Here is a 22,060-nt window from a genome sequence, read left to right as displayed (position 1 = left end):
AAAAGGTGTTTACAAGTATTAACTCCCCTCATGACACCTAATAATGATGGGGAATGCGGTGAGAGCATGAAGCAAATCGAGTTTTTACCATGATCTGGTCTATCTTGGGCTTCCTTTTGGGAACCACCTTCAGGCTAGAATCTCGTCAGCTTCGTAATACCCCTCCGCACCTTATTAGCCTCTTAGAATTAGAATCCGTCAATAACACTTACTGCTGCTCCGTTTTATCCAGAAGTGCGTTATAAATATCCCGCTTTGACACACCACGATCAGAGGCTGCTTTTTTCATAGCTTCTTTACGCGGCATATCTGCTGCTTCGTAATGAGCAACATGCTCTTCAATATTTAACTGGCGCCACCAAGCCGATTCCGCCATTTCAGCATCTTCCTTGCTCTCGCCTTCAACGACGATAACATACTCACCAAGCGGTGGATGTTCAGCGAGCCAATCCGTACATTCCTCGATCGTCCCACGCAGAAACTCCTCATATCTCTTCGTCAGTTCACGAGCAAGCACAATTCGCCGATTGCCAAATGCTTCATGGAGATGAGCCAGTGTCTTCACCACGCGATGTGGAGATTCGTAGAACAGTATAGTCCCTTGCGCCGAACGAAGTGGACTTAATACCGCACGGATATCTTTACGTTCTCGAGGTAAGAAGCCGATAAAAGTGAAAGTAGTCGTAGGCAGACCAGAGGCAATTAATGCTGACAAAGCTGCGTTAGCTCCGGGTATAGGAATTACTGGTATACCATGACTTATGGCAAGGGCTACAAGGTCTGCACCAGGGTCGGAAATGGCTGGTAAACCGGCATCGCTGACGAGTGCCAAATTTTTTCCTTCTATTATATAGCGGATAAGTTCAGGTCCACTGGCAGCCTTATTATGCTCATGATAACTGAACAACATAGAGGGTGTAATTTCAAAATGGCTCAACAATTTCCGAGTTTGTCTTGTATCCTCAGCTGCAATAATATCGCATTCCTGCAAAGTGCGGACAGCACGATAAGTCATATCCTCTAAATTACCGATGGGTGTTGCCACCAAAAAAAGTGAACCGGTTGATTCCTGCTTATGTGTATTGTTATTGTTCTGAAAACTGCTTTGGCATGATATCGTCATGATTTACCCTCTTTAGCACCATAGTAGATGTCCATAATTTCTGGACAGTATTGATTGTCCTCATTATATACAATGAGTGGTGGATGTAAACGAACCTCCGGCTTACCATCACGTATCGCTTCAATTAATACCATATTAGCTTCCAGATGCGCACGTGGATGTACAAAGCGAATAATCTTAGGCTCGAGCCTATATTTTCTCATAAGACTAATAATATCGACCAATCGTTGTGGCTTGTGAACCATACTTACCTTTCCACCGGTGCGAACCAGTCTCACACAGGCTTGAATGACCTCCTCCAGCGTACACCCGATTTCATGACGAGCCATAGCCTGATGAGTGTTCAGCTTGAGGTCACTGCCGTTAAGCGGCATATAAGGAGGATTGACTGTTATTGCATCATATACGCCATGCCCTGCAACTTTATATAACTCACGTAAATCGCCTTCATGGATCACAACCTGATCCTGTAGCCCATTTAGAGCCACGCTACGCCGAGCCATATCCGCTAAACGGGGCTGAATTTCAATCCCTTCTATAGAAGCTTTAGTTCGGGTCGTCATCAAAATAGGAATTACACCATTTCCAGTACAAAGATCCAGGACTCTCCCACGAGGCGGAACGCTGGCGAAACGCGCAAGCAGTACAGCATCCATAGAAAAGCTAAATACTTCGTCACTTTGAATAATTCGCAAGTCATGCGTTAATAAATCATCCACCCGCTCCGTCGGCAACAAAGGAACAGATATATCGTTAAAAGAATTTGTCATGTAGTAATCTCCTAAATGTTTTGTTGAGCTAAAATTCAAAAAAAACCGTAGGATCAATCTCCTACGGCTGGATATCCTCATTTATTAAGAAAAGAAAGACAGAACAGACAATCACCTTCCGTGCGTAAATGTCCAAAATAAACATTACAGATGTGAAAGCCTTCATGGTAAAGCCGGGCCAAGTTGTCATAACCTTCCCCGACAACCTCTTCTGTTCCCTCTCCGGCAGCTAAAAGAGCTTCCGCCTCCGCAGAATCTACGGTAGGATCCAAAGGTGCATCCCGCTTTAAAATTTTGCGAAGCTGTTCATTCTCCAGAGTTAACCTCTGATTAGCTTCCATCAGTTCTTTTACCGTCTGTTTCCATTCTCCAAGATTGGCGCGCATCGTTTCCATCTGTGCTTCCATATCCTGCATGTGTGCAAATATATTTTTCTTCTCCAAGTTTCCACCCCGAAAGTAACCTTATAATGGTTTACTTGACGACAACATCATCCATTGGAAGTTCCTTAACTTTGCCCACTTCAAACAACTGTACATGAACCGTACGGCTTCCGGCATTAAGTCCTACTACTTTGCCATCACCCAATGAGGTCACGACAATCTTGCCGACCGCTGGCATTTCTTCCTTTACACTCTCATAATTGTCATGCTCAAATTTCAAACAACACATCAGACGTCCACAAAGTCCTGAAATCTTCGTCGGATTAAGTGACAGGTTCTGATCCTTCGCCATTTTAATGGATACGGGTTCAAAATCCCCTAACCAAGATGAACAACAAAGTACTCGCCCACAAGGTCCAAGTCCACCTAGCATTTTAGCCTCATCACGCACCCCAATTTGCCGTAGCTCAATGCGGGTCCGGAAGATACTTGCTAGATCTTTAACCAATTCTCTAAAGTCGACCCGTCCTTCGGCCGTAAAGTAAAATATAATCTTATTACGGTCAAAAGTAAACTCTACATCGACGAGCTTCATTTTGAGACCATGGTCGCGTATTTTATTTAAACAGGTGGTAAAAGCCTCTCTAGCGGCCCCTTTGTTCTCTTCAACTACGCGTGCGTCGGTTTCTCCGGCAATACGCATCACTTTTTTGAGGGGCAAAACTACGTCGGATTCTTCCACCTCTTTTTTGCCTACGACAACTTTACCGTATTCAACCCCACGTGCTGTCTCCACAATAACATGTTGATCCCGTTCAATCGGAAAATCAAGTGGATCGAAATAATATATTTTACCCGCTTTTTTAAAACGGACACCTACTACGCTGTACAAAAATTAACCCCCTTGTTTGCCGGTAAAAGGAATCTATGGGCATGTCCGCTCCCTGATGATCCATGCTTCCTTCCTCGTCTGTTAAAACGATATTTCCAGGTAAAGCGACATCCGGAGGATATATCATAACTAATCCTTTAACTTTCCAGTCGGATTAAAAACTGCTCCAGACACAATTGGGCATTGGCATTGGATCGCAGCTTCTTAGTGCTCTCTGCAGCAAATCCCATATAAGCCACCCATTGTTCCGCACTCCGCTCACGGGCATGCCTGGAAATAAAGTCTAACTGATCTATGAAAACGATACTCTCATGCTTACGATACAGGAAGTAAAGCATATCTTTAAACCACAGATGGAACATGCTGAAGAAGATATCCAAATGTTCAGCGAGTCCGGTCTTGAACAGCTTCTGCCCAGCAGTTGCTACAGCGGAGCTGCCCTTGCCTAAGGACTCCTTAGCTAATTGTAACATTACATTTCTCATTTCTGCAAACCAATTCTGTTCCAAAAGTTTCCTGCAACCATCAAGTCCTGAACTAAGTGATACTGCACATCGAGCTAAGGGTATGGGAACGCCCTCACTTGCCAGAGCTTGGAGCATAATATCCGGGTTTAACGGACTAAATGGAATCCGCTGAGTCCGCGACTGAATGGTTGGCAATAAGGAACGGCTATTATCAGAAATTAAGATTCCAACAGCCGGAGCTGGTGGTTCCTCCAGAAATTTCAGCAGACTATTGGCAGCTTGTACCGTCATTTTGTCTGCTCCATCTATAATATAAACTTTCGGATTCACACCCTCTGACCGATAGGAAAAGACGCGCTGCAGCTCACGGATTTGATCTATTTTAATACTTGCTCCATCTGGCTGCAGCAGTGACAAATCAGGGTGGTTTCCATGTTCTACTTTGCGGCACTCCAGGCATTCCCCACAGGCATCGTCCTTGCTCTGGGTACAAAATATAGCTTGGGCAAACATCAGCGCCGTTTTCATTTGTCCACTGCCTGCCGGCCCTGTAAATAAATAAGCATGACTCACAGCTTCTTTGCGCAAGGCGTTTTGGAGTAGCCGCTTGGCGTTCTCCTGGCCTACTATATCATGAAAAGGCATAATTTCCTCCCAAAACTTTCAAACATAAACGCCTTTATCGTCCTTATAAGGACGATAAGTGTTTAATCGAGAAATATAAGGCTAAAGTATAGTGTAAAGCATATACTTTCTTATATTTTAAAAAGAAAGGTTGATTAACAACCCACGGATTTCTCCAACGCGTCCTAACAGATCGATCCGGCCTTGCTCACTATTCAGCAAATCATCTGCCATTGATAGCAAAGCCGAATCAATTTCCTCAAGCAGCTTGTAACGCTTGCCACGTCCACGTCGATCCCATCCGCGTGTTTCCTTCAGAATGACGCCTCTTCGAGCCGTTTCCTCCAGAAATCTTTTGATCATCATCCGGTAGATGGTAAGCTCACGAATCGTCATAGACTTAGATAAACGATCGCCTTGAGACTGTATTTCTTTGATCTGGCGATTCAGTTCATCTTTGGTTTTCTGCTCACTTTGCTGCTGAAAAACATCAGAGAACGTTTTTTGCTGAACGGGTTTGTTAGCCCCTTCTGCATTTGGCATCTCACTCTTCAAGGGCCTATACCCCGGATTGATCTTCAAAGGTTATCTACCGCCCTTTTTATAAATGGCTTGCTAATCTATATTATACTTAATAATGTTCAAAACGATCTACAGGAAGTACGAATACAGTAGCTCCACCGACTTGTACCTCAACAGGAAGCGGCAAATACGAATCCGTTGTTCCACTCATCGGTGTTACAGGAGTGACTAGCTGTTCACGCACTTTACAGCTGTTACGGATCACGGTCAATACGGATTCAATCTGACTGTCTTCTACCCCGATCATAAATGTCGTATTCCCTGCCCGTAGAAATCCACCTGTACTTGCAAGTTTAGTAGCACGGAAATTGGCTTTGACTAGCTCACTGGACAACCGGTTACTGTCTTTATCCTGGATAATTGCAATGATCAACTTCATCTTCGCATTCCCTCCCAATATTTTTATGGTGTATTACTACTTAGAGTTACTCGTAGTAACCCTTACTTCATAAGCACACGCCTAGTTATATGTTACTTCTCTTAGTATATTAGACAAAACACCTTAAAAACCCTTTAATACTCTCTCTTCAAGAGTTCTCACGATATCTTGTTCTACCATATGAATGGGGCGATTAGCATCCAGAACTACTATTCTGTCCGGATTGGCCTGGGCTAATAATTGATAGCCTTCACGAACCTTCTTATGAAAAGAAAGGCTCTCCAGATCCAGACGATTCACTTCCCGTTCTTGATTCGCTGCAATCCGTGACAACCCTATCTCTGGGTCTACATCCAGATAAAAGGTTAGATCCGGCATACGGTTCCCTATCGCAAAACGATTAATACTCCATACCTCTTCTATTCCGAGTCCTCTCGCATGTCCTTGATAAACGAGGCTGCTGTCTACAAAGCGGTCACAGAGTACAGTAAGCCCTTCTCTAAGAGCCGGTTCAACGACTTCGGCGAGATGTTGGCTTCTTGATGCAGCATATAGTAATGCCTCTGTACGCGCATCCATAGCTGTATGGGCAGGATCTAGAATAATGGAACGAATCTTCTCAGCAATCTCAACGCCACCCGGTTCACGAGTAATTCGATAAGGCATGGACCGGTTCTGTAAATAGGCCGTTACTCTACCTAGTACCGTTGTTTTTCCGGAGCCTTCGCCTCCTTCTAATGTTATGAAGAAACCTTCTTTTCCCACTTATGCTTCTCCGCCTTTCTGAATGTTGTATACCTCAATACGCTGCAAGACCGGATCAGCACAAGCCTGGAATTTGGCGCCTCCTTTGGCTAAACCAGCCAGCCTTCTTTGGATCTGATCTGTGATCACTTCACCCGGATATAATACCGGGATGCCTGGTGGATAGGGAATAACCATCTCTGCCGCCACTCTACCCACGCAATGTTCAAGATCAATGCTTTCAATTTCATTTGCTGACACCGGCTTCAATGAGAAGGGGACAGGATCTGAGATTTGTAAAAAATGGAAATTGTTCCACGTGGAAATATTGCGAGCGCCTGATAAGTCGGGGGCGTTCTGTGATTCGGAAGGTTCCTCCGAATCTATTTCCCGCAGCGCCTGCAGCAAATGATCTGCATCTTCAGCCTTCGATCCAAGGCTGAACAGCAGCACTACGTGCCGGTCATCGCTCATCTCCGGCACGCAGCCCTTTATTTCGAGCTTGCGCTGCAGCTCGAAGCCGCTCAGGACCCCGGTGGCGTCATAAATGACGACTTTAAAGGGGTCCTGTGTCACATACGCCGCCAAAGAATCAGGCGGCGTATTCGGGTGCAGCGGCTCTGCCGGCTGCACTAGTCCGTAGCGCGGCAGCTCCGCGAGCCCGCGCCGTAGAACGTCCACGGCGGCCAGCCCCGCCGAGAAGGCACCCTTGCCCCGGCTGTGCAGCAGCCGCCGGGCAAGATCCAGCGACGCCATCATAGGATATGATGGGCTGGAGCTCTGCACCATGGCGAGCCGCTGCCGGAGCAGGGCGCGGTTGAGCCGCGGCCCTTGGACATGCAGCATAGCGCCCATGGTCATCGCTGTGAGCATCTTGTGCGTGGACTGCACGACGCCGTCCGCGCCACAAGCAAGTGCCCCGGCTGGCAGCGCCGGGTGCTGCCCGTAATGCGCCCCATGCGCCTCATCCACAAGCAGCGGTACACCGCTGTCGTGACAAATACTCGCGAGGGGCGCAAAATCACTACCCATGCCGTAATAATTCGGCATAGTAACAAGTACAGCTGCGGCTTCAGGATAGGCTGCAAGTGCAGCCTTAACAGCTTTGGCCGCCGGCGCCACTGCCAAGCCGCTAAGTGGATCAATCAGAGGCTCCAGAAAAACAGCACGTACTCCAGCCAACATCAGTCCATGAATGACTGACTTATGCACATTGCGTTGAACAATCATAATCATTCCAGGCTCGGGACAAGCGGTTAGAATAAGAGCCAGATTGCCGGCTGTGCTCCCTCCAACCAGAAAAAAGCTTTCCTCTGCTCCAAAGCAGTCTGCTGCCAACTCTTGCGCTTCCTTGATAACTCCCTCAGGATGATGAAGATCATCCGTTCCAGAAATTTCCGTAACATCATACTTCATTACCTCATCTAAAAAGCCAGCGCCTTCAACGCCCTCATATGCCTCTCCATTCTTATGACCTGGCACATGATATGATCTATTACCCATAATTCTATATTGTTCCAGCATTTCGTATATAGGCGCCCTACAACGTTGTAATTTATTCATATTAAATTCCTTCCCATAGGGTTCCTTCTATTTTAACGTAAATATTCGCAAACGCCTACGCTTCAGTGTAAAAGCAGCCCTATGGACAAGAAAACGGCTCCTCCCGCCTGAAGAACGAGGAAGCCGTGTATTGAATATCACTAATGCAGCCTTCGTATCTTTCATCCAGACCGCTCTCTTAATTGCATCATTTAACAGAGTTACTCTACTTAGGCGTTCTTTTGCAATCCAATCTTCTTCATCCGGCCGATAAAAAAACGGTACTTGGCATCTTCAGCCTCGGTACGTATCATCTCAGCCTCACATTCCTCACAAATAAAATGCGAGACAATCACAATACCTTCCTCTTTTACCTGTCCACAAATGATACAAGCTTGCCCGGTTTGCTGTTCCATAACCATCCCACCTTGACTCTTTTAAGAACAGTATGATACACCTTCTATCATTTTAAACCTTTTCATAGTTTTTTCATATCCTTCGTATCGTGCATTATATATATTCCGTTGCCGTTATATCGGTGAATTTTCGCCGCAGTTTAATAAAATACATCCAATCGCCGATATTAAGAACATACGAATTCACGAGGAGGTTAGACTATAATCTATGGAACCCACTACCAAAGGTGCAGCTACATTCTATCAATATAAACTAATTAAAAAAGTCAATCTAACGGCACGCCTGCTGCCTATTTATATTATGCTTCCCTTATTAGTCCTTGTGCTCGAAACCGTATTTCTTTCCTGGTGGAGCATTCTTTACATAATCATAGCAGCGCCTGTAGCCTTCTGGGTTCAATATGTCATTTCACGCTCAGTTCTTTTAATCTCAGGACACCCCATTTCAAAAAGATGGTCTGTCTCATTTAAACTGCCTTGGTTAGGATTTATGCCTGATCAACATATTAGTTACCGTATATTCCGTAAAGTACAACTACATAATTTCTATATCGGTCTTTGTATTGCAGCACTCTTTATTTTCTGGTCACCGCCAGCATTTACAGTATCACTGATCACTTGTCACTTATGGCTCCTACTGCCTCGTCTTTATACTCTGTTCAGACTGAATCGACAGGATCAGGGAGGCATGCTGAAATTCAATCCGACCGATGTATCCTATTACTCTCAATAAAGTGCAGCAGTATAGCTCATATTATTTTCATGTATTAAAAAACAAACCGCCATCCTTAGGGATGGCGATTCTTTATTTCGTCTTAAGGCCTTTAATGGAGGTCTTCTTTTCTTTAGGAATCATTACTACAAAATAATCATCGTGCACTGTTAAATGAACCGTTAACCCATCCTTCAGAAAAACGCCCGAAGAATCACTATCATCATCTTCCTGTTCTGTCCATCCCCAGGCTTTAATAGCCTCCAAATAAGGATCCGGAATACCATTCTTCTCCTTTAATCCAGGTAAAGAATAACGTACATAATCCATAGCAACGTTAGTAGTGGTCTGATCTGGTGAGTTTGCCTCATGAGGGACAGGGAAGCTTTTCTCATTCAGTGCACCCTCGAAAGTATCCCACTTAGGTTCTTTAGCCCCGCAACTTGCCAGTATTAAAGTTAAAATACAAGAAATCATTATTAACTTGAATATTTTTAATTGTTTCATGCCTTAAATCCTCCCTACCTCTACAATGCATCTAAAGACACAAGAAAATTCAAAGTTAGAATTTATGAGTAGTTCCTTCGTATTAAAGATCTGCTAACTATTAGCACTTTTCTATTATACTTGTATCCACCGCAGCGTCGGTAACAAAAATGTCATTCCACAGTAACCTATTCTACTGTTATTACTAGCCTTAAATACTTGCATAATAAAAAAAGAAAAAAAGCCACTGCTGATATTATCAACAATGGCTTAATCTGCTTGGCAACGTCCTACTCTCCCAGGACCCTTCGGTCCAAGTACCATCGGCGCTGGAGGGCTTAACGGTCGTGTTCGGGATGGGTACGCGTGGAACCCCTCCGCTATCGCCACCAAACGGGCATTTACAGCGTAAATGCTCAGGCTTAATCGCCTGAAAACTGAATCCGAATTGAATTTGCGTCTTAAGTATAGGATAAGCCCTCGACCGATTAGTATTGGTCAGCTCCATGCATTACTGCACTTCCACCTCCAACCTATCTACCTCGTCGTCTTCAAGGGGTCTTACTAATTGGGAAATCTCATCTTGAGGGGGGCTTCACGCTTAGATGCTTTCAGCGCTTATCCCGTCCGTACGTAGCTACCCAGCCATGCTTCTGGCGAAACAACTGGTGCACCAGCGGTACGTCCATCCCGGTCCTCTCGTACTAAGGACAGCTCCTCTCAAATTTCCTGCGCCCACGACAGATAGGGACCGAACTGTCTCACGACGTTCTGAACCCAGCTCGCGTACCGCTTTAATGGGCGAACAGCCCAACCCTTGGGACCTACTTCAGCCCCAGGATGCGATGAGCCGACATCGAGGTGCCAAACCTCCCCGTCGATGTGGACTCTTGGGGGAGATAAGCCTGTTATCCCCAGGGTAGCTTTTATCCGTTGAGCGATGGCCCTTCCATGCGGTACCACCGGATCACTAAGTCCGACTTTCGTCCCTGCTCGACTTGTAGGTCTCGCAGTCAAGCTCCCTTATGCCTTTGCACTCTTCGAATGATTTCCAACCATTCTGAGGGAACCTTGGAACGCCTCCGTTACTCTTTAGGAGGCGACCGCCCCAGTCAAACTGCCCGCCTGACACGGTCCCCGTACCCGATTAGGGTACTAGGTTAGAACCTAGATACGATCAGGGTGGTATCCCAACGGCGCCTCCACCGAAGCTTGCGCTCCGATTTCTACGGCTCCCACCTATCCTGTACAGATCGTACCCAAATTCAATATCAAGCTGCAGTAAAGCTCCATGGGGTCTTTCCGTCTTGTCGCGGGTAACCTGCATCTTCACAGGTATTAAAATTTCACCGGATCTCTCGTTGAGACAGCGCCCAAGTCGTTACGCCATTCGTGCGGGTCAGAATTTACCTGACAAGGAATTTCGCTACCTTAGGACCGTTATAGTTACGGCCGCCGTTTACTGGGGCTTCGGTTCATAGCTTCGGGTTACCCCTAACCACTCCCCTTAACCTTCCAGCACCGGGCAGGCGTCAGCCCGTATACTTCGCCTTGCGGCTTCGCACAGACCTGTGTTTTTGCTAAACAGTCGCTTGGGCCTTTTCACTGCGGCCCCCTCGTGCTATTCACACTACCGGGGCACCCCTTCTCCCGAAGTTACGGGGTCATTTTGCCGAGTTCCTTAACGAGAGTTCTTCCGCGCGCCTTAGAATTCTCTTCTCGCCTACCTGTGTCGGTTTGCGGTACGGGCACCTTCTCCTGGCTAGAGGCTTTTCTTGGCAGTGTGAGATCATGACCTTCGCTACTACAATTTTCGCTCCCCATCACAGCCCAGCCTTAATGATGTGCGGATTTGCCTACACATCAGCCTCACTGCTTAGACGGACATATCCATCAGTCCGCGTCACTACCCTCCTGCGTCACCCCATCGCTCATAGCGGATTACGGTGGTACAGTAATTTCAAACTGTTGTCCTTCGACTACGCCTTTCGGCCTCGCCTTAGGTCCCGACTTACCCTGAGCGGACGAGCCTTCCTCAGGAAACCTTGGGCTTTCGGCGGATCAGATTCTCACTGATCTTTTCGTTACTCATACCGGCATTCTCACTTGTATGCTGTCCAGCGCTCCTTACGGTACACCTTCAACCCACATACAACGCTCCCCTACCCCAGATACATACGTATCTAGCCATAGCTTCGGTGGTGTGTTTAGCCCCGTTACATTTTCGGCGCAGAGTCACTCGACCAGTGAGCTATTACGCACTCTTTCAATGGTGGCTGCTTCTAAGCCAACATCCTGGTTGTCTGTGCAACTCCACATCCTTTCCCACTTAACACACACTTGGGGACCTTAGCTGATGGTCTGGGCTGTTTCCCTTTTGACAATGGATCTTAGCACTCACTGTCTGACTCCCGGCAATAAGTATATGGCATTCGGAGTTTGACTGAGCTTGGTAATCCTTGCGGACCCCGCACCCAATCAGTGCTCTACCTCCACTACTCTTATACCGAGGCTAGCCCTAAAGCTATTTCGGGGAGAACCAGCTATCTCCGAGTTCGATTGGAATTTCTCCGCTACCCCCACCTCATCCCCGCATTTTTCAACATGCGTGGGTTCGGGCCTCCAGTGCGTGTTACCGCACCTTCACCCTGGACAGGGGTAGATCACACGGTTTCGGGTCTACGTCCACATACTCAATCGCCCTATTCAGACTCGCTTTCGCTGCGGCTCCGTCTTCTCGACTTAACCTTGCATGTTAAACGTAACTCGCCGGTTCATTCTACAAAAGGCACGCCATCACCCATAAATAGGGCTCTGACTTTTTGTAAGCACACGGTTTCAGGTTCTATTTCACTCCCCTTCCGGGGTGCTTTTCACCTTTCCCTCACGGTACTGTTTCACTATCGGTCGCCAGGTAGTATTTAGCCTTAGCAGATGGTCCTGCTGGATTCATACGGGGTTTCACGTGCCCCGCACTACTCGGGATCCGTCTCGGAGAGAACACAGTTTAGGTTACAGGGCTTTTACCTCTATCGCGGGCCTTTCCAGACCTCTTCACCTACCATATTCCTTTGTAACTCCATGTGAGACGTCCCACAACCCCTAAGAGCAAGCTCTTAGGTTTAGGCTGTTCCGCGTTCGCTCGCCGCTACTAACGGAATCACTATTGTTTTCTCTTCCTCAGGGTACTTAGATGTTTCAGTTCTCCTGGTCTGCCTCTACATCTCCTATGTGTTCAGAGATGAGTAACTGCGAATTACCACAGCTGGGTTTCCCCATTCGGACACCCCCGGATCAAAGCTTGCTTACAGCTCCCCGAGGCAGTTTCGTTGTTCGCCACGTCCTTCGTCGGCTCCTGGCGCCTAGGCATCCTCCGTGTGCTCTTATTAGCTTAACCTTGATTTTTCCTAAGAAAAATCTCACTAATAACATTTACTTGTTTGCACAAGTTGCTAAAAGATGTTCTAAAACGCAAATTCGTTTCGGTATCCAGTTTTCAAGGATCAAGTTTTACTTGAGAGCTTAAACTCTCAAAACTGAGCAACGAGTGAGTAACAGGCCTAAACCTGAGATTTGGAAGTTTAACTTCCGATTTGAATGTCTTCATTGCAGAAGACGATTCTCCATAGAAAGGAGGTGATCCAGCCGCACCTTCCGATACGGCTACCTTGTTACGACTTCACCCCAATCATCTACCCCACCTTCGGCGGCTGGCTCCCTTGCGGGTTACCCCACCGACTTCGGGTGTTGTAAACTCTCGTGGTGTGACGGGCGGTGTGTACAAGACCCGGGAACGTATTCACCGCGGCATGCTGATCCGCGATTACTAGCAATTCCGACTTCATGCAGGCGAGTTGCAGCCTGCAATCCGAACTGAGACCGGCTTTGATGGGATTGGCTTCACCTCGCGGCTTCGCTTCCCGTTGTACCGGCCATTGTAGTACGTGTGTAGCCCAGGTCATAAGGGGCATGATGATTTGACGTCATCCCCACCTTCCTCCGGTTTGTCACCGGCAGTCACTCTAGAGTGCCCAGCTTAACCTGCTGGCAACTAAAGTTAAGGGTTGCGCTCGTTGCGGGACTTAACCCAACATCTCACGACACGAGCTGACGACAACCATGCACCACCTGTCTCCTCTGTCCCGAAGGCCGCCACTATCTCTAGTGGATTCAGAGGGATGTCAAGACCTGGTAAGGTTCTTCGCGTTGCTTCGAATTAAACCACATACTCCACTGCTTGTGCGGGTCCCCGTCAATTCCTTTGAGTTTCAGTCTTGCGACCGTACTCCCCAGGCGGAGTGCTTACTGTGTTAACTTCGGCACCAAGGGTATCGAAACCCCTAACACCTAGCACTCATCGTTTACGGCGTGGACTACCAGGGTATCTAATCCTGTTTGCTCCCCACGCTTTCGCGCCTCAGCGTCAGTTACAGCCCAGAAAGTCGCCTTCGCCACTGGTGTTCCTCCACATATCTACGCATTTCACCGCTACACGTGGAATTCCACTTTCCTCTTCTGTACTCAAGTCACCCAGTTTCCAGTGCGACCTCAGGTTGAGCCCAAGGTTTAAACACCAGACTTAAATGACCGCCTGCGCGCGCTTTACGCCCAATAATTCCGGACAACGCTTGCCCCCTACGTATTACCGCGGCTGCTGGCACGTAGTTAGCCGGGGCTTTCTTCTCAGGTACCGTCACTCCGATAGCAGTTACTCTACCGGACGTTCTTCCCTGGCAACAGAGCTTTACGATCCGAAAACCTTCATCACTCACGCGGCGTTGCTCCGTCAGACTTTCGTCCATTGCGGAAGATTCCCTACTGCTGCCTCCCGTAGGAGTCTGGGCCGTGTCTCAGTCCCAGTGTGGCCGTTCACCCTCTCAGGTCGGCTACGCATCGTCGCCTTGGTGGGCCGTTACCCCACCAACTAGCTAATGCGCCGCAGGCCCATCCCTCAGTGACAGATTGCTCCGTCTTTCATTCTTTCTTCAGGAGAAAAAAGAAATTATCCGGTATTAGCTACCGTTTCCGGTAGTTATCCCAGTCTAAGGGGCAGGTTGCCTACGTGTTACTCACCCGTCCGCCGCTAAGTCACTTTGAAAGCAAGCTTTCAAAGTGACTCCGCTCGACTTGCATGTATTAGGCACGCCGCCAGCGTTCGTCCTGAGCCAGGATCAAACTCTCCAATTAGTATTGAAAAGAGCGATATGCTCATTTTGAAACATCTGACGAGAAAATTAATTCTCTAATTTTGGATTTCACTTTCGTGATTTCCTACTCACTCGTTGTTCAGTTTTCAAAGATCAAGTTCTCGTTGGCGCCGTTTAATGTCTCAGCAGCAACTCTTATACTATATCATGTTCGGCCGTTTAATGTCAAGCTCTTTTTTTAACTTCTTTTTCGAGCTCGGCATGTGTGTTTCTCGGCCAGAAATAGAATATATCATGTATAGAGATTCATTGCAACACTTTTTTTTGAATGATTTAAAAACCATAAATCATGTATTAATGAATATACTCTATCTTTATATACTGTTGCCTTATATACATTCCATAATATAAAAGAAAAACAACTGAAAAAGATATCAGTTGTTTTCAGAAGATAGCTTAGACGAATCTAAATTAATTCCGCTTCCTTCGCTCCAGTAATTACGGAAACGATACTGTTTCGAAGTATCTCTGCATTATACGCCTGGTATGGATCGACATTGAAAACAACAGCATCTGCAATAAAACCTTCTGCAATCTGCCCCAGCTCGTTACCGCTCCCTAGAATGTCAGCAGCGCTTTTAGTAGCTGACTGCCACGCTTCTCTGCGAGTTAAGCCATAATCAATCAACGTATCCAGTTCTTGAAGGTTGTAACCATGTAATGAGGGTGTAGCATAATCTGTACCGAATCCAATACGAACGCCCTCTCTTTTTGCATAATTAATGGCTTTGGAATGTGATTCAGCAGCACGGGCAGCTCGTTCACAAATGATTGGATTCAACGCAAGAACACCTTTCGGATCTGCAGCAATGCGATAGATGGATGTAGTAGGTACAAAAGCTACTCCCGAATTAGCAAGCCTTCCCGCCTGATCTTCAGTTAGAAACATCCCATGCTCTATAGATTCCACACCGGCCTGGATGGACCAGTCTATCGTCACTCCACCCCAGGTGTGAACCAGCACCTTCTTATCGTGGGCATGTGCATTACGAACAATGAACGCGAATTCTTCTTCGGAAAAGATCGGATCAACCACTTTCTCGGTAGGTGCTCCAAGACCACCTGTGGCCATGATTTTTATCCAACCCGCTCCTGTAGCAAAGATTTCTGCCATCCGTTGTTCCAAATGCTTAAGTCCACGGGCATCTGCTGCTCCAAGCATATCGCTGCTGGTATGCACTCTTAAAGGCTGCTGATATTGCTGAACAAGATGCTGCACTGTGCTGGGCAGAATTCCGCCTGCATCACGTACAGTCGTTACACCTGTCCTTAAAGTAGCCTCAAAGGCTTGTGCCTGCATGGCTTCGATCTGCTGGGAGTCGCGCTTTAATTGATCTGCATGGTCAAAGTCTGTCCAAGCCATATGCGTATGAAGATCTATAATACCTGGACTAATCCATAGATCTGTCCCTGTAAGTGTTGAATTATTTTGTTGCGGCTCTATTTCAGTTATAGATAAAAAATAACCATCCTTAATCACAACATCAAAACGTTTACCTTCGATACCTGCTATATAAATATTCTTGAATGTATGCAGTTCTGGATGCTTGTCAATCATCTTCATTCCCCCCAAGCCAGCCGAACAGCATGTAATGCCTGATCAGGGTCTTGTTTCAATAACTCAGCAAGTGTTGATATGGCTTCCTCCACACTTTTCCGAGCAGCATTTGTTCCGAAATGATTGATCCGCAAAAGATGGCCAAATAATTCTCCGTCTCCTGGAGCCACAATGCCTATAGGTTTTTCGATCTGCAAATCTTGCTTTCCAGCAATCCGAACCGTTGTAGTCAGTGTAGAATAATGTCTGCTGTCCTTTTGCCAAGGCTCAAGCCCCAAGGATTCTATACCAGCTAATGTAGCAGCTGCAGCCCTTTCATGACGCTGAATGATTTGCTCCAATCCCTCTTCTTCAATTCGTGTCAAGGCCAGGATCAGAGCTCGAGCCTCTAAAGTAGGGATATTTGGAGCAACCCGTAGCGGCGCAGTGCCATCCAGCGAAGGTTTGAGATCCAGCAAGGACAGAATGGAGTTACGCGGTGCATTTTTATTAGACTCAAGAAATTGCCAGCCACGTGGTGAAATACTGACGGCGCTAACACCGTTAGGTCCAGCCAAGGCTTTTTGTGCGCCTATCACAGCAAAATCAACTCCCCATTCATCGACCAGTAACGCCTCTCCCCCAACCGCAGAAACTGAGTCCGTCACAGTAATGAGATTGAACTCCTTTGCAATCTTAAATATTTCTTTAGCCGGATTAGAACCACCTGTAACTACTTCAGCCTGAACAAAGGAAAGGGCACAAGGGCTAAACTCTTTAATTGCGGAAGCAACTTGGTCGCTAGTGACCACTTCATCAAAAGGAACCTTTACTTCAATAACCGTTGCACCTCCCCGTTCAAGCCACTTTCCAAATAGACTTCCATAGGGACCTGTTACTATATTTACAATGGTTCGACCAGGCGCGGCTATTCCTGCAGCCACTGCCTCGATCCCCAGAATTGCCTCAGCTGGGATGATAACTGGTGGGTGCTCAGTAAACAAGATAGTAGAAATCAATTGTGTAAGCTTATTGTACTCATCCACTGAAAGTGGCACATGTACATTATATTCTGGGCTCATAAGAAACCTCCTGATGTACTTGATTTTGGCATTTTAGGAACTGCCGACAACAGCTCGTAACTGTATTCATGTTTAGGCCGGATGAAGAATTGATCCTTCGGACTCTGCTCCACGAGCTTTCCTTGCCGCATAACTGCTACCGTATCGCTAATTGCATTAATTACTCCTAGATCATGGGAAATAAAAAGCATGGTGAGATTAAGCTCAGCTTTCAGCGTATTGAACAGTTCGAGCACACTAAGCTGCACAGATACATCCAGCGCGCTGGTTGGTTCATCGGCGATCAGGATATTTGGTTCAACGCTTAATGCACGAGCGATCGCTATCCGTTGCCGTTGACCACCTGAAAATTCATGCGGGAATTTATCTAAAGCCTTTTGCTCCAAATGAACCTGGTTCAAAAGCTCTTTACATCTTTGCTCAACGTCCGTACGTCCCACAATTTTATGAAACAATAAGGGCTCGGAAAGAATTTGCCTAATCGAATGCTTTGGATTCAGCGATGCATCAGGATTTTGGAAGATCATCTGGATTGTTTTACGCTGCTCACGGCTCCTTTTCTTTTTTAACTCTTGGGTACCTAACAGAATCTTCCCCTCATGCGGGGCAATCAGTCCAGCAATTACTCGCGCCAGCGTAGATTTCCCTGAACCGGATTCTCCAACAAGTCCAAGAGTGGTGTGCTGCTCAAGATTCAAATTGATACAATCCAGTGCAGTAAATCCGCCGTAGTGAACAGTTAAATCTTTTATTTGTAAGGCTAGTTCCATGAGTCTCTACTCCCTTCAAGCTCTGGCAAAGGAAGCACCGAATCAATCAGCATCTGTGTGTAAGGGTCGGATGGATTTTGCAAAATATCAAGGGTAGCGCCATGCTCCACAATCTGCCCTTGTTTCATTACACATAGGCGTGAGCACAAGTTGGCTGCAATCGCGAGATTATGCGTTACAAAAACCATAGCAAATCCCAACTCCTGCTGGAGGTTCGTGATCGTTTCAATAATTTGTCGTTGAACCGTGACATCCAGCGCCGTTGTCGGCTCATCACAGAGAAGAATACCTGGCTTGCACGCCAGTGCCAAAGCGATGACTACCCGTTGACATTGACCGCCTGACAGCTGACTCGGATATCGATCCTTTTTCTTTAAAGAATCAGGGAGACCAAGCCTTTCGAGTAGCTCCAGCGCAATCATTCGCGAAGCCTTTCGACTAACTTTCTGTCTGTAATACACGACTTCAGCCAGCTGATTGACAACCATACAGAGTGGATCAAGCGCACCTCTTGGGTCTTGAAACACCATCGCACTGCTTACGTCACTCTTAATGGTGCCACCTGTCTGTTCAACACCATTTGGAAGTAGTCCCAGAATTGCACGCAGCGTAAGCGATTTTCCTGAACCCGACTCACCTACTAATCCTAGACTCTCCCCTTTGCTCAGCGAAAAGCTAACATTGTTGACTAATCTCTCTTTTGACTTCGCTGCCAGCGATAGTGCGTTTATTTCTAAAATGGGTTGTATAGACATCATTTTTTCCTCCATATGTCTGCCAAACCATCACCTAGGAGCGACAAAGCTATTCCGGTATACACCACTGCAAATCCTGGGACAGCTGAGAGCCACCAAGCTGTAGTGATGAAGGGCTGTCCATCTGAGATCATAGTTCCCCAGTCTGGAGTTGGCGGTGTAATACCGATCCCAAGATACCCCAGTGTAACAATGGCAACAAGCAATCCAATCATGTCTGTCATAAGAACGACAACGGCTTGCGGAAGTACATTGGGCAGCAGATGACGCAAAATAATTTTTACTCCGGGTAGCCCTAAGGTTTGAGCGGATGCCACCCATTCCTGATTGCGAAAAGATGCGCTAAGACCTCTCACTACACGGGCAAAGACAATCCAACCTACAAGGATAAACGTAATATAAATGCCTCGTTCTCCTGCTCCACTGGCAAAAGCAACGATAATGACGATTAGATAAAAAGGAAAAGCGATCAACGTATCTGACAGCAGCGTAATAACTGTATCAATCCATTTGCCGTAATATCCTGCTAGCATTCCTAGGAACACACCTATGCAAAAGGGAATGATTTCTGCCAAGACCATGATTTTTAAATCAGTCCTCGCTGCATAAATCAATCTAGTAAACAGATCACGTCCCAGCTGATCGGTTCCTAGCCAGTGTTCAGCCGACGGAGGCTGCAGAAAGGCGCTCAAATTTTGCTCGGAGGGATCATAGGGACTTATATACGGTATGAACACAGTCAAGAGAATAAGAGCAGCAAACATAATCAATCCCACTAGAAGTGAAGGGGTATTCCATATTCGTTTTAAGCCGCTAGTCATTTTGCCAGCCTCATACAATCGTGGTTCTAGTCTTATCGTTTTCATTGTTTTCCCTTCGTTCTGGGATCAAGCCACCAAGAAATGATTTCAATCAAGAGACTGATGATCACAACAGCTAGCGCACAGTAAAGTGCTATTCCTTGAATAACTGGAAAGTCCCGTTTCGAAATTGAAGTGAATAACAAACTGCCAATTCCCTTTATTCCAAACACCTGTTCAACGACCAATGTACCGCCGATTAGATATGAAATATTCACACCCATCAGCATCAGTGTTGGTAGAGCCGAATTGCGCAGCACATGTTTAAATAAAATAACCCTGCTTGGTATTCCGGCAGCCTTAAGTGTAACTACAAAATCCGATTCTAACACTTCAAGCATCTGTGCTCTTAACGAACGGACCAGCGTAGGGATCTGTGAGAAAGCAACGGTGATTGCCGGAAGTGCAAGACTGTGCAAAGTTCCAATCCACCCTTCACTTACTCCCCCAACGGGGAACCAGCCAAGCCGGACACTAAAGAGCAAAATTAAAAGTAAGCCAACCCAGAAGATTGGCATACCCAAAGTTATTGTAGGAAAAATACGTATTAAATGATCCAGCAGTTTATCCTTATGCGTAGCTGCTACTGTAGCAAGCAGAAGTGATACGAAAATCGCCAACACACACGCCATTACTATGAGCAACAAAGTGACAGGGGCACGCTGCATAATCAACTCTCTTGTTGATGTACCCATAACAATGGAGTTTCCAGTATCCCCCTGAGTAAATAGCGTCTTCAGAAATCGCATGAACTGCTCCCATAAAGGAAGGTCCAGCCCAAGAGTATGATGCATACTCTTGAGCGCCTCAGGGGTACTGTATTCTCCCAATATCATTTTAGCTGGATCTCCAGGCACAATTCGGATGATGAAAAAGACTGCTATCATTACGCAGCAGATCACTGCCAGCGCCTTTATAAGTGATATCACAAGCCAGTTGTAAGAGTCCTTGCTTCCTCTAGGTTGATTTAACACCTGCTTAAGATTCGTCATTGGCTGATGTGGACATCTTCGAAACGGGCGCTGCCGTTAGGTAGAACAACAAGACCATCAACAGAAGAACGAATACCTTTCAAGACATCTGGATAATAAAGCGGAATATAAGGTACTTCATCAGCAAGTGTCTGCAGCAGTTTAGTATAGATTTGCGCACGAGCATCGCCATCTGCAGTTTTTTGGCCCTCATATAGAAGCTTCGTTACTTCATCATTCGTATAATGCGTCCAATACGATTTGCTGAAGCCTTCCGGATCAGTTTGAAAAGCAATGATCGAGTTCGCTTCCGGGGAATCCGCTTGACCGCTATTAAGCATTGCCGCAAAATCATATGCAAAGAAACGTTCACGGAAAGTAGCAAGCTCAATCGATTCAATCTCAATCTTAATCCCGATTGTTTGACCCGCTGCCTGGATAATTTGTGCTTCTTGTGCTCTTGTACTGTTGCCGGAGGCTACAAGTAATTTGGTAGTGAATCCATTAGGGAAGGCAGATTTAGCAAGCTCCTCCTTGGCTGCCTCAACATTGAAGTTCAGAGCCTTGATTGTATCATTGGAGTTATAAGGAATCGTTGTTGGCAGTAATGAGTTTGCCGTTTGTGCATAACCAAACGTTAATGCTTTGGTCAAGCCTTCACGATCAAGTGCCAGAGCCAGCGCGCGGCGAACATGCACATCCGAGAAATGCTCATCCAGCGTATTAAAGAACAATTGCTCTGTCACCCAACTGCCGTTAGTAATTACTTTAGTGTCAGCTCCATCTTTGATCTCATTGGCATTTTGCAGCGCTAAAGATTCAATAGCATTAACTTCCCCAGCCTTCAGCTGGTTGATCGCTTGGCTATCATCCTCAATCAACTTATAAACAAGCTTATCAATATATGGTTTACCTTCTTGCCAGTAGAATTTGTTCTTAGTGAAGGTCAGATCCCCCGCTGTATCCCATGATTCAACCACAAAGGGTCCCGTTCCAATTGGCTTCTTAAAGAATTCTTCTTCGGAAACTCCACCAAAATTGTTAGGCAAGATGCCATTTGAGAAATTGGATAGCTCTGAGATAAATGGTGTATAAGGCTCTTTAAGTGTAATAACAAGCGTTTTGTTATCCTGCGCCTTAATTGTGCCGACCTTTGCCGATATTGCCAGCGGGCCGCCAACCTTCAAGTGCCGCTCAAGGGAGAATACAGCATCTTCTGCAGTCACATCCGTACCATTTGAAAACTTTACGCCGTCGCGAAGTTCAAAAGTATACGTCAGGCCATCCTCACTGATACTATGTGACTTCGCAAGCCAATCTACAATTTCGCCCTTGCTGTCAAAAGCAACTAACGATTCAAATACTTTGTCGATTGCAAAAGCATTGTTGGACGTAATCTGGTTATGCAAATCCAACGAGGTTACAGATGCAGGCCGACCATAGATGAAGGTTCCTCCTACTGCCGGCTCTGCCGCTTGAGGAGTCTGAGTTGCTGTTGCTGGACTCGCACTTTCCTGCGCATCTTTATTTGAAGCAGCCTTATTATTAGATCCCGAGCATCCTGCAATTACCATCAATAGCAAAACTGCTATCGCCCCCAACAGAACCGGTTTCTTAACAGATACATTAAAATATGACATAATCCGCTCCCCCTATAATTCTTATATGTTTAGTATGAATTGTATTATGGATTAATCAATGTGGTCTGTCAAACAAAATTTAAATCTTAACAATCCGTTAAGTAAATAGATATAAAAA

Annotated in this window: 19 protein-coding genes and 3 rRNA genes; 1 reads left to right on the top strand and 21 read right to left on the bottom strand. The window is 46.3% G+C overall.

Annotated elements, in window-relative coordinates:
• Nucleotides 1-208: 208 nt before the first annotated feature.
• From rsmI to H70737_RS00125, 10 genes are all read right to left on the bottom strand, one after another.
• Entirely contained in the window at nucleotides 209-1,123 is a 915-nt protein-coding gene (gene rsmI, locus H70737_RS00170; RefSeq protein ID WP_042183824.1) for a 16S rRNA (cytidine(1402)-2'-O)-methyltransferase, read from the bottom strand.
• On the bottom strand, nucleotides 1,120-1,893 hold the full coding sequence (locus tag H70737_RS00165; RefSeq protein ID WP_042183822.1) for a tRNA1(Val) (adenine(37)-N6)-methyltransferase: 774 nt from the start codon (nucleotides 1,891-1,893) through the stop codon (nucleotides 1,120-1,122). Before H70737_RS00165 ends, rsmI begins: the two co-directional genes overlap by 4 nt.
• 77 nt (nucleotides 1,894-1,970) lie before the next feature.
• The gene (yabA, locus tag H70737_RS00160; protein WP_042123089.1) at nucleotides 1,971-2,336 is read right to left on the bottom strand and encodes a DNA replication initiation control protein YabA; all 366 of its coding nucleotides are present in this window, start codon (nucleotides 2,334-2,336) and stop codon (nucleotides 1,971-1,973) included.
• Nucleotides 2,337-2,367: 31 nt separating this feature from the next.
• Complete coding sequence (locus H70737_RS00155; protein WP_042183821.1) at nucleotides 2,368-3,168, bottom strand: PSP1 domain-containing protein; 801 nt, start codon at nucleotides 3,166-3,168, stop codon at nucleotides 2,368-2,370.
• A 137-nt stretch (nucleotides 3,169-3,305) separates the two neighbouring features.
• On the bottom strand, nucleotides 3,306-4,280 hold the full coding sequence (holB, locus tag H70737_RS00150) for a DNA polymerase III subunit delta' (protein WP_042123085.1): 975 nt from the start codon (nucleotides 4,278-4,280) through the stop codon (nucleotides 3,306-3,308).
• A gap of 117 nt (nucleotides 4,281-4,397) precedes the next feature.
• Nucleotides 4,398-4,841, bottom strand: coding sequence for a YaaR family protein (locus H70737_RS00145; protein WP_042183820.1), 444 nt, complete (start codon nucleotides 4,839-4,841; stop codon nucleotides 4,398-4,400).
• Nucleotides 4,842-4,890: 49 nt separating this feature from the next.
• Entirely contained in the window at nucleotides 4,891-5,220 is a 330-nt protein-coding gene (locus H70737_RS00140; RefSeq protein WP_042183817.1) for a cyclic di-AMP receptor DarA, read from the bottom strand.
• A 123-nt stretch (nucleotides 5,221-5,343) separates the two neighbouring features.
• Nucleotides 5,344-5,985, bottom strand: a complete 642-nt coding sequence (gene tmk / locus H70737_RS00135; protein WP_042183814.1) for a dTMP kinase — start codon at nucleotides 5,983-5,985, stop codon at nucleotides 5,344-5,346.
• Nucleotides 5,986-7,527, bottom strand: coding sequence for an aminotransferase class I/II-fold pyridoxal phosphate-dependent enzyme (locus tag H70737_RS00130; protein WP_042183804.1), 1,542 nt, complete (start codon nucleotides 7,525-7,527; stop codon nucleotides 5,986-5,988).
• A 209-nt stretch (nucleotides 7,528-7,736) separates the two neighbouring features.
• Nucleotides 7,737-7,922 (bottom strand): sigma factor G inhibitor Gin, encoded by a 186-nt coding sequence (locus H70737_RS00125; RefSeq protein WP_042123074.1) that lies wholly within the window; start codon nucleotides 7,920-7,922, stop codon nucleotides 7,737-7,739.
• Between the two features lie 208 nt (nucleotides 7,923-8,130).
• Here H70737_RS00125 and H70737_RS00120 point away from each other — a divergent pair, with 208 nt between their 5' ends.
• A complete protein-coding gene (locus H70737_RS00120) occupies nucleotides 8,131-8,655 on the top strand; it encodes a hypothetical protein (protein WP_042183802.1) in 525 nt (174 codons plus the stop codon).
• Between the two features lie 72 nt (nucleotides 8,656-8,727).
• Here H70737_RS00120 and H70737_RS00115 read toward each other — a convergent pair whose 3' ends face one another.
• From H70737_RS00115 to H70737_RS00065, 11 genes are all read right to left on the bottom strand, one after another.
• Nucleotides 8,728-9,141 (bottom strand): hypothetical protein, encoded by a 414-nt coding sequence (locus H70737_RS00115; protein ID WP_042183800.1) that lies wholly within the window; start codon nucleotides 9,139-9,141, stop codon nucleotides 8,728-8,730.
• Between the two features lie 256 nt (nucleotides 9,142-9,397).
• Nucleotides 9,398-9,514, bottom strand: a 5S ribosomal RNA gene (gene rrf, locus H70737_RS00110).
• 74 nt (nucleotides 9,515-9,588) lie between these two features.
• Nucleotides 9,589-12,517, bottom strand: a 23S ribosomal RNA gene (locus H70737_RS00105).
• 232 nt (nucleotides 12,518-12,749) lie between these two features.
• Nucleotides 12,750-14,307: ribosomal RNA gene (locus H70737_RS00100) — 16S ribosomal RNA — on the bottom strand.
• The 16S, 23S and 5S rRNA genes sit together here, the layout of an rRNA operon.
• Before the next feature lie 426 nt (nucleotides 14,308-14,733).
• Nucleotides 14,734-15,885 carry an amidohydrolase family protein gene (locus H70737_RS00095; RefSeq protein ID WP_042183798.1) on the bottom strand — a complete coding sequence of 384 codons (1,152 nt, stop codon included), beginning with the start codon at nucleotides 15,883-15,885 and terminating at the stop codon, nucleotides 14,734-14,736.
• A 2-nt stretch (nucleotides 15,886-15,887) separates the two neighbouring features.
• Complete coding sequence (locus H70737_RS00090) at nucleotides 15,888-16,946, bottom strand: pyridoxal-phosphate-dependent aminotransferase family protein (protein WP_042183796.1); 1,059 nt, start codon at nucleotides 16,944-16,946, stop codon at nucleotides 15,888-15,890.
• A complete protein-coding gene (locus tag H70737_RS00085) occupies nucleotides 16,943-17,716 on the bottom strand; it encodes an ABC transporter ATP-binding protein (RefSeq protein WP_042183794.1) in 774 nt (257 codons plus the stop codon). Before H70737_RS00085 ends, H70737_RS00090 begins: the two co-directional genes overlap by 4 nt.
• Nucleotides 17,707-18,474, bottom strand: a complete 768-nt coding sequence (locus H70737_RS00080) for an ABC transporter ATP-binding protein (protein ID WP_231573369.1) — start codon at nucleotides 18,472-18,474, stop codon at nucleotides 17,707-17,709. Before H70737_RS00080 ends, H70737_RS00085 begins: the two co-directional genes overlap by 10 nt.
• Nucleotides 18,471-19,337 (bottom strand): ABC transporter permease, encoded by an 867-nt coding sequence (locus H70737_RS00075; RefSeq protein ID WP_143764167.1) that lies wholly within the window; start codon nucleotides 19,335-19,337, stop codon nucleotides 18,471-18,473. Before H70737_RS00075 ends, H70737_RS00080 begins: the two co-directional genes overlap by 4 nt.
• Nucleotides 19,334-20,323 carry an ABC transporter permease gene (locus H70737_RS00070; RefSeq protein WP_042183789.1) on the bottom strand — a complete coding sequence of 330 codons (990 nt, stop codon included), beginning with the start codon at nucleotides 20,321-20,323 and terminating at the stop codon, nucleotides 19,334-19,336. Before H70737_RS00070 ends, H70737_RS00075 begins: the two co-directional genes overlap by 4 nt.
• Nucleotides 20,320-21,942 (bottom strand): ABC transporter substrate-binding protein, encoded by a 1,623-nt coding sequence (locus tag H70737_RS00065; protein ID WP_042183788.1) that lies wholly within the window; start codon nucleotides 21,940-21,942, stop codon nucleotides 20,320-20,322. Before H70737_RS00065 ends, H70737_RS00070 begins: the two co-directional genes overlap by 4 nt.
• Between the last annotated feature and the right edge of the window lie 118 nt (nucleotides 21,943-22,060).

Source organism: Paenibacillus sp. FSL H7-0737, assembly GCF_000758545.1.
In the GTDB taxonomy this organism is placed as follows: domain Bacteria; phylum Bacillota; class Bacilli; order Paenibacillales; family Paenibacillaceae; genus Paenibacillus_AQ.
Note: the sequence above shows the minus strand (reverse complement) of the source record. Positions and strands in the feature narration are given on the sequence as shown.

Excerpts from the sequence above, each read along its gene's own strand:
- H70737_RS00120 (WP_042183802.1), top strand. The coding sequence starts at position 8,131 with ATGGAACCCACTACCAAAGGTGCAGCTACATTCTATCAATATAAACTA.
- H70737_RS00165 (WP_042183822.1), bottom strand. The coding sequence starts at position 1,893 with ATGACAAATTCTTTTAACGATATATCTGTTCCTTTGTTGCCGACGGAG.
- H70737_RS00080 (WP_231573369.1), bottom strand. The coding sequence starts at position 18,474 with ATGATGTCTATACAACCCATTTTAGAAATAAACGCACTATCGCTGGCA.
- rsmI (WP_042183824.1), bottom strand. The coding sequence starts at position 1,123 with ATGACGATATCATGCCAAAGCAGTTTTCAGAACAATAACAATACACAT.
- H70737_RS00130 (WP_042183804.1), bottom strand. The coding sequence starts at position 7,527 with ATGAATAAATTACAACGTTGTAGGGCGCCTATATACGAAATGCTGGAA.
- H70737_RS00065 (WP_042183788.1), bottom strand. The coding sequence starts at position 21,942 with ATGTCATATTTTAATGTATCTGTTAAGAAACCGGTTCTGTTGGGGGCG.
- H70737_RS00090 (WP_042183796.1), bottom strand. The coding sequence starts at position 16,946 with ATGAGCCCAGAATATAATGTACATGTGCCACTTTCAGTGGATGAGTAC.
- H70737_RS00125 (WP_042123074.1), bottom strand. The coding sequence starts at position 7,922 with ATGGAACAGCAAACCGGGCAAGCTTGTATCATTTGTGGACAGGTAAAA.
- holB (WP_042123085.1), bottom strand. The coding sequence starts at position 4,280 with ATGCCTTTTCATGATATAGTAGGCCAGGAGAACGCCAAGCGGCTACTC.
- H70737_RS00095 (WP_042183798.1), bottom strand. The coding sequence starts at position 15,885 with ATGATTGACAAGCATCCAGAACTGCATACATTCAAGAATATTTATATA.
- H70737_RS00085 (WP_042183794.1), bottom strand. The coding sequence starts at position 17,716 with ATGGAACTAGCCTTACAAATAAAAGATTTAACTGTTCACTACGGCGGA.
- H70737_RS00115 (WP_042183800.1), bottom strand. The coding sequence starts at position 9,141 with ATGAAACAATTAAAAATATTCAAGTTAATAATGATTTCTTGTATTTTA.
- H70737_RS00070 (WP_042183789.1), bottom strand. The coding sequence starts at position 20,323 with ATGACGAATCTTAAGCAGGTGTTAAATCAACCTAGAGGAAGCAAGGAC.
- H70737_RS00075 (WP_143764167.1), bottom strand. The coding sequence starts at position 19,337 with ATGAAAACGATAAGACTAGAACCACGATTGTATGAGGCTGGCAAAATG.
- H70737_RS00140 (WP_042183817.1), bottom strand. The coding sequence starts at position 5,220 with ATGAAGTTGATCATTGCAATTATCCAGGATAAAGACAGTAACCGGTTG.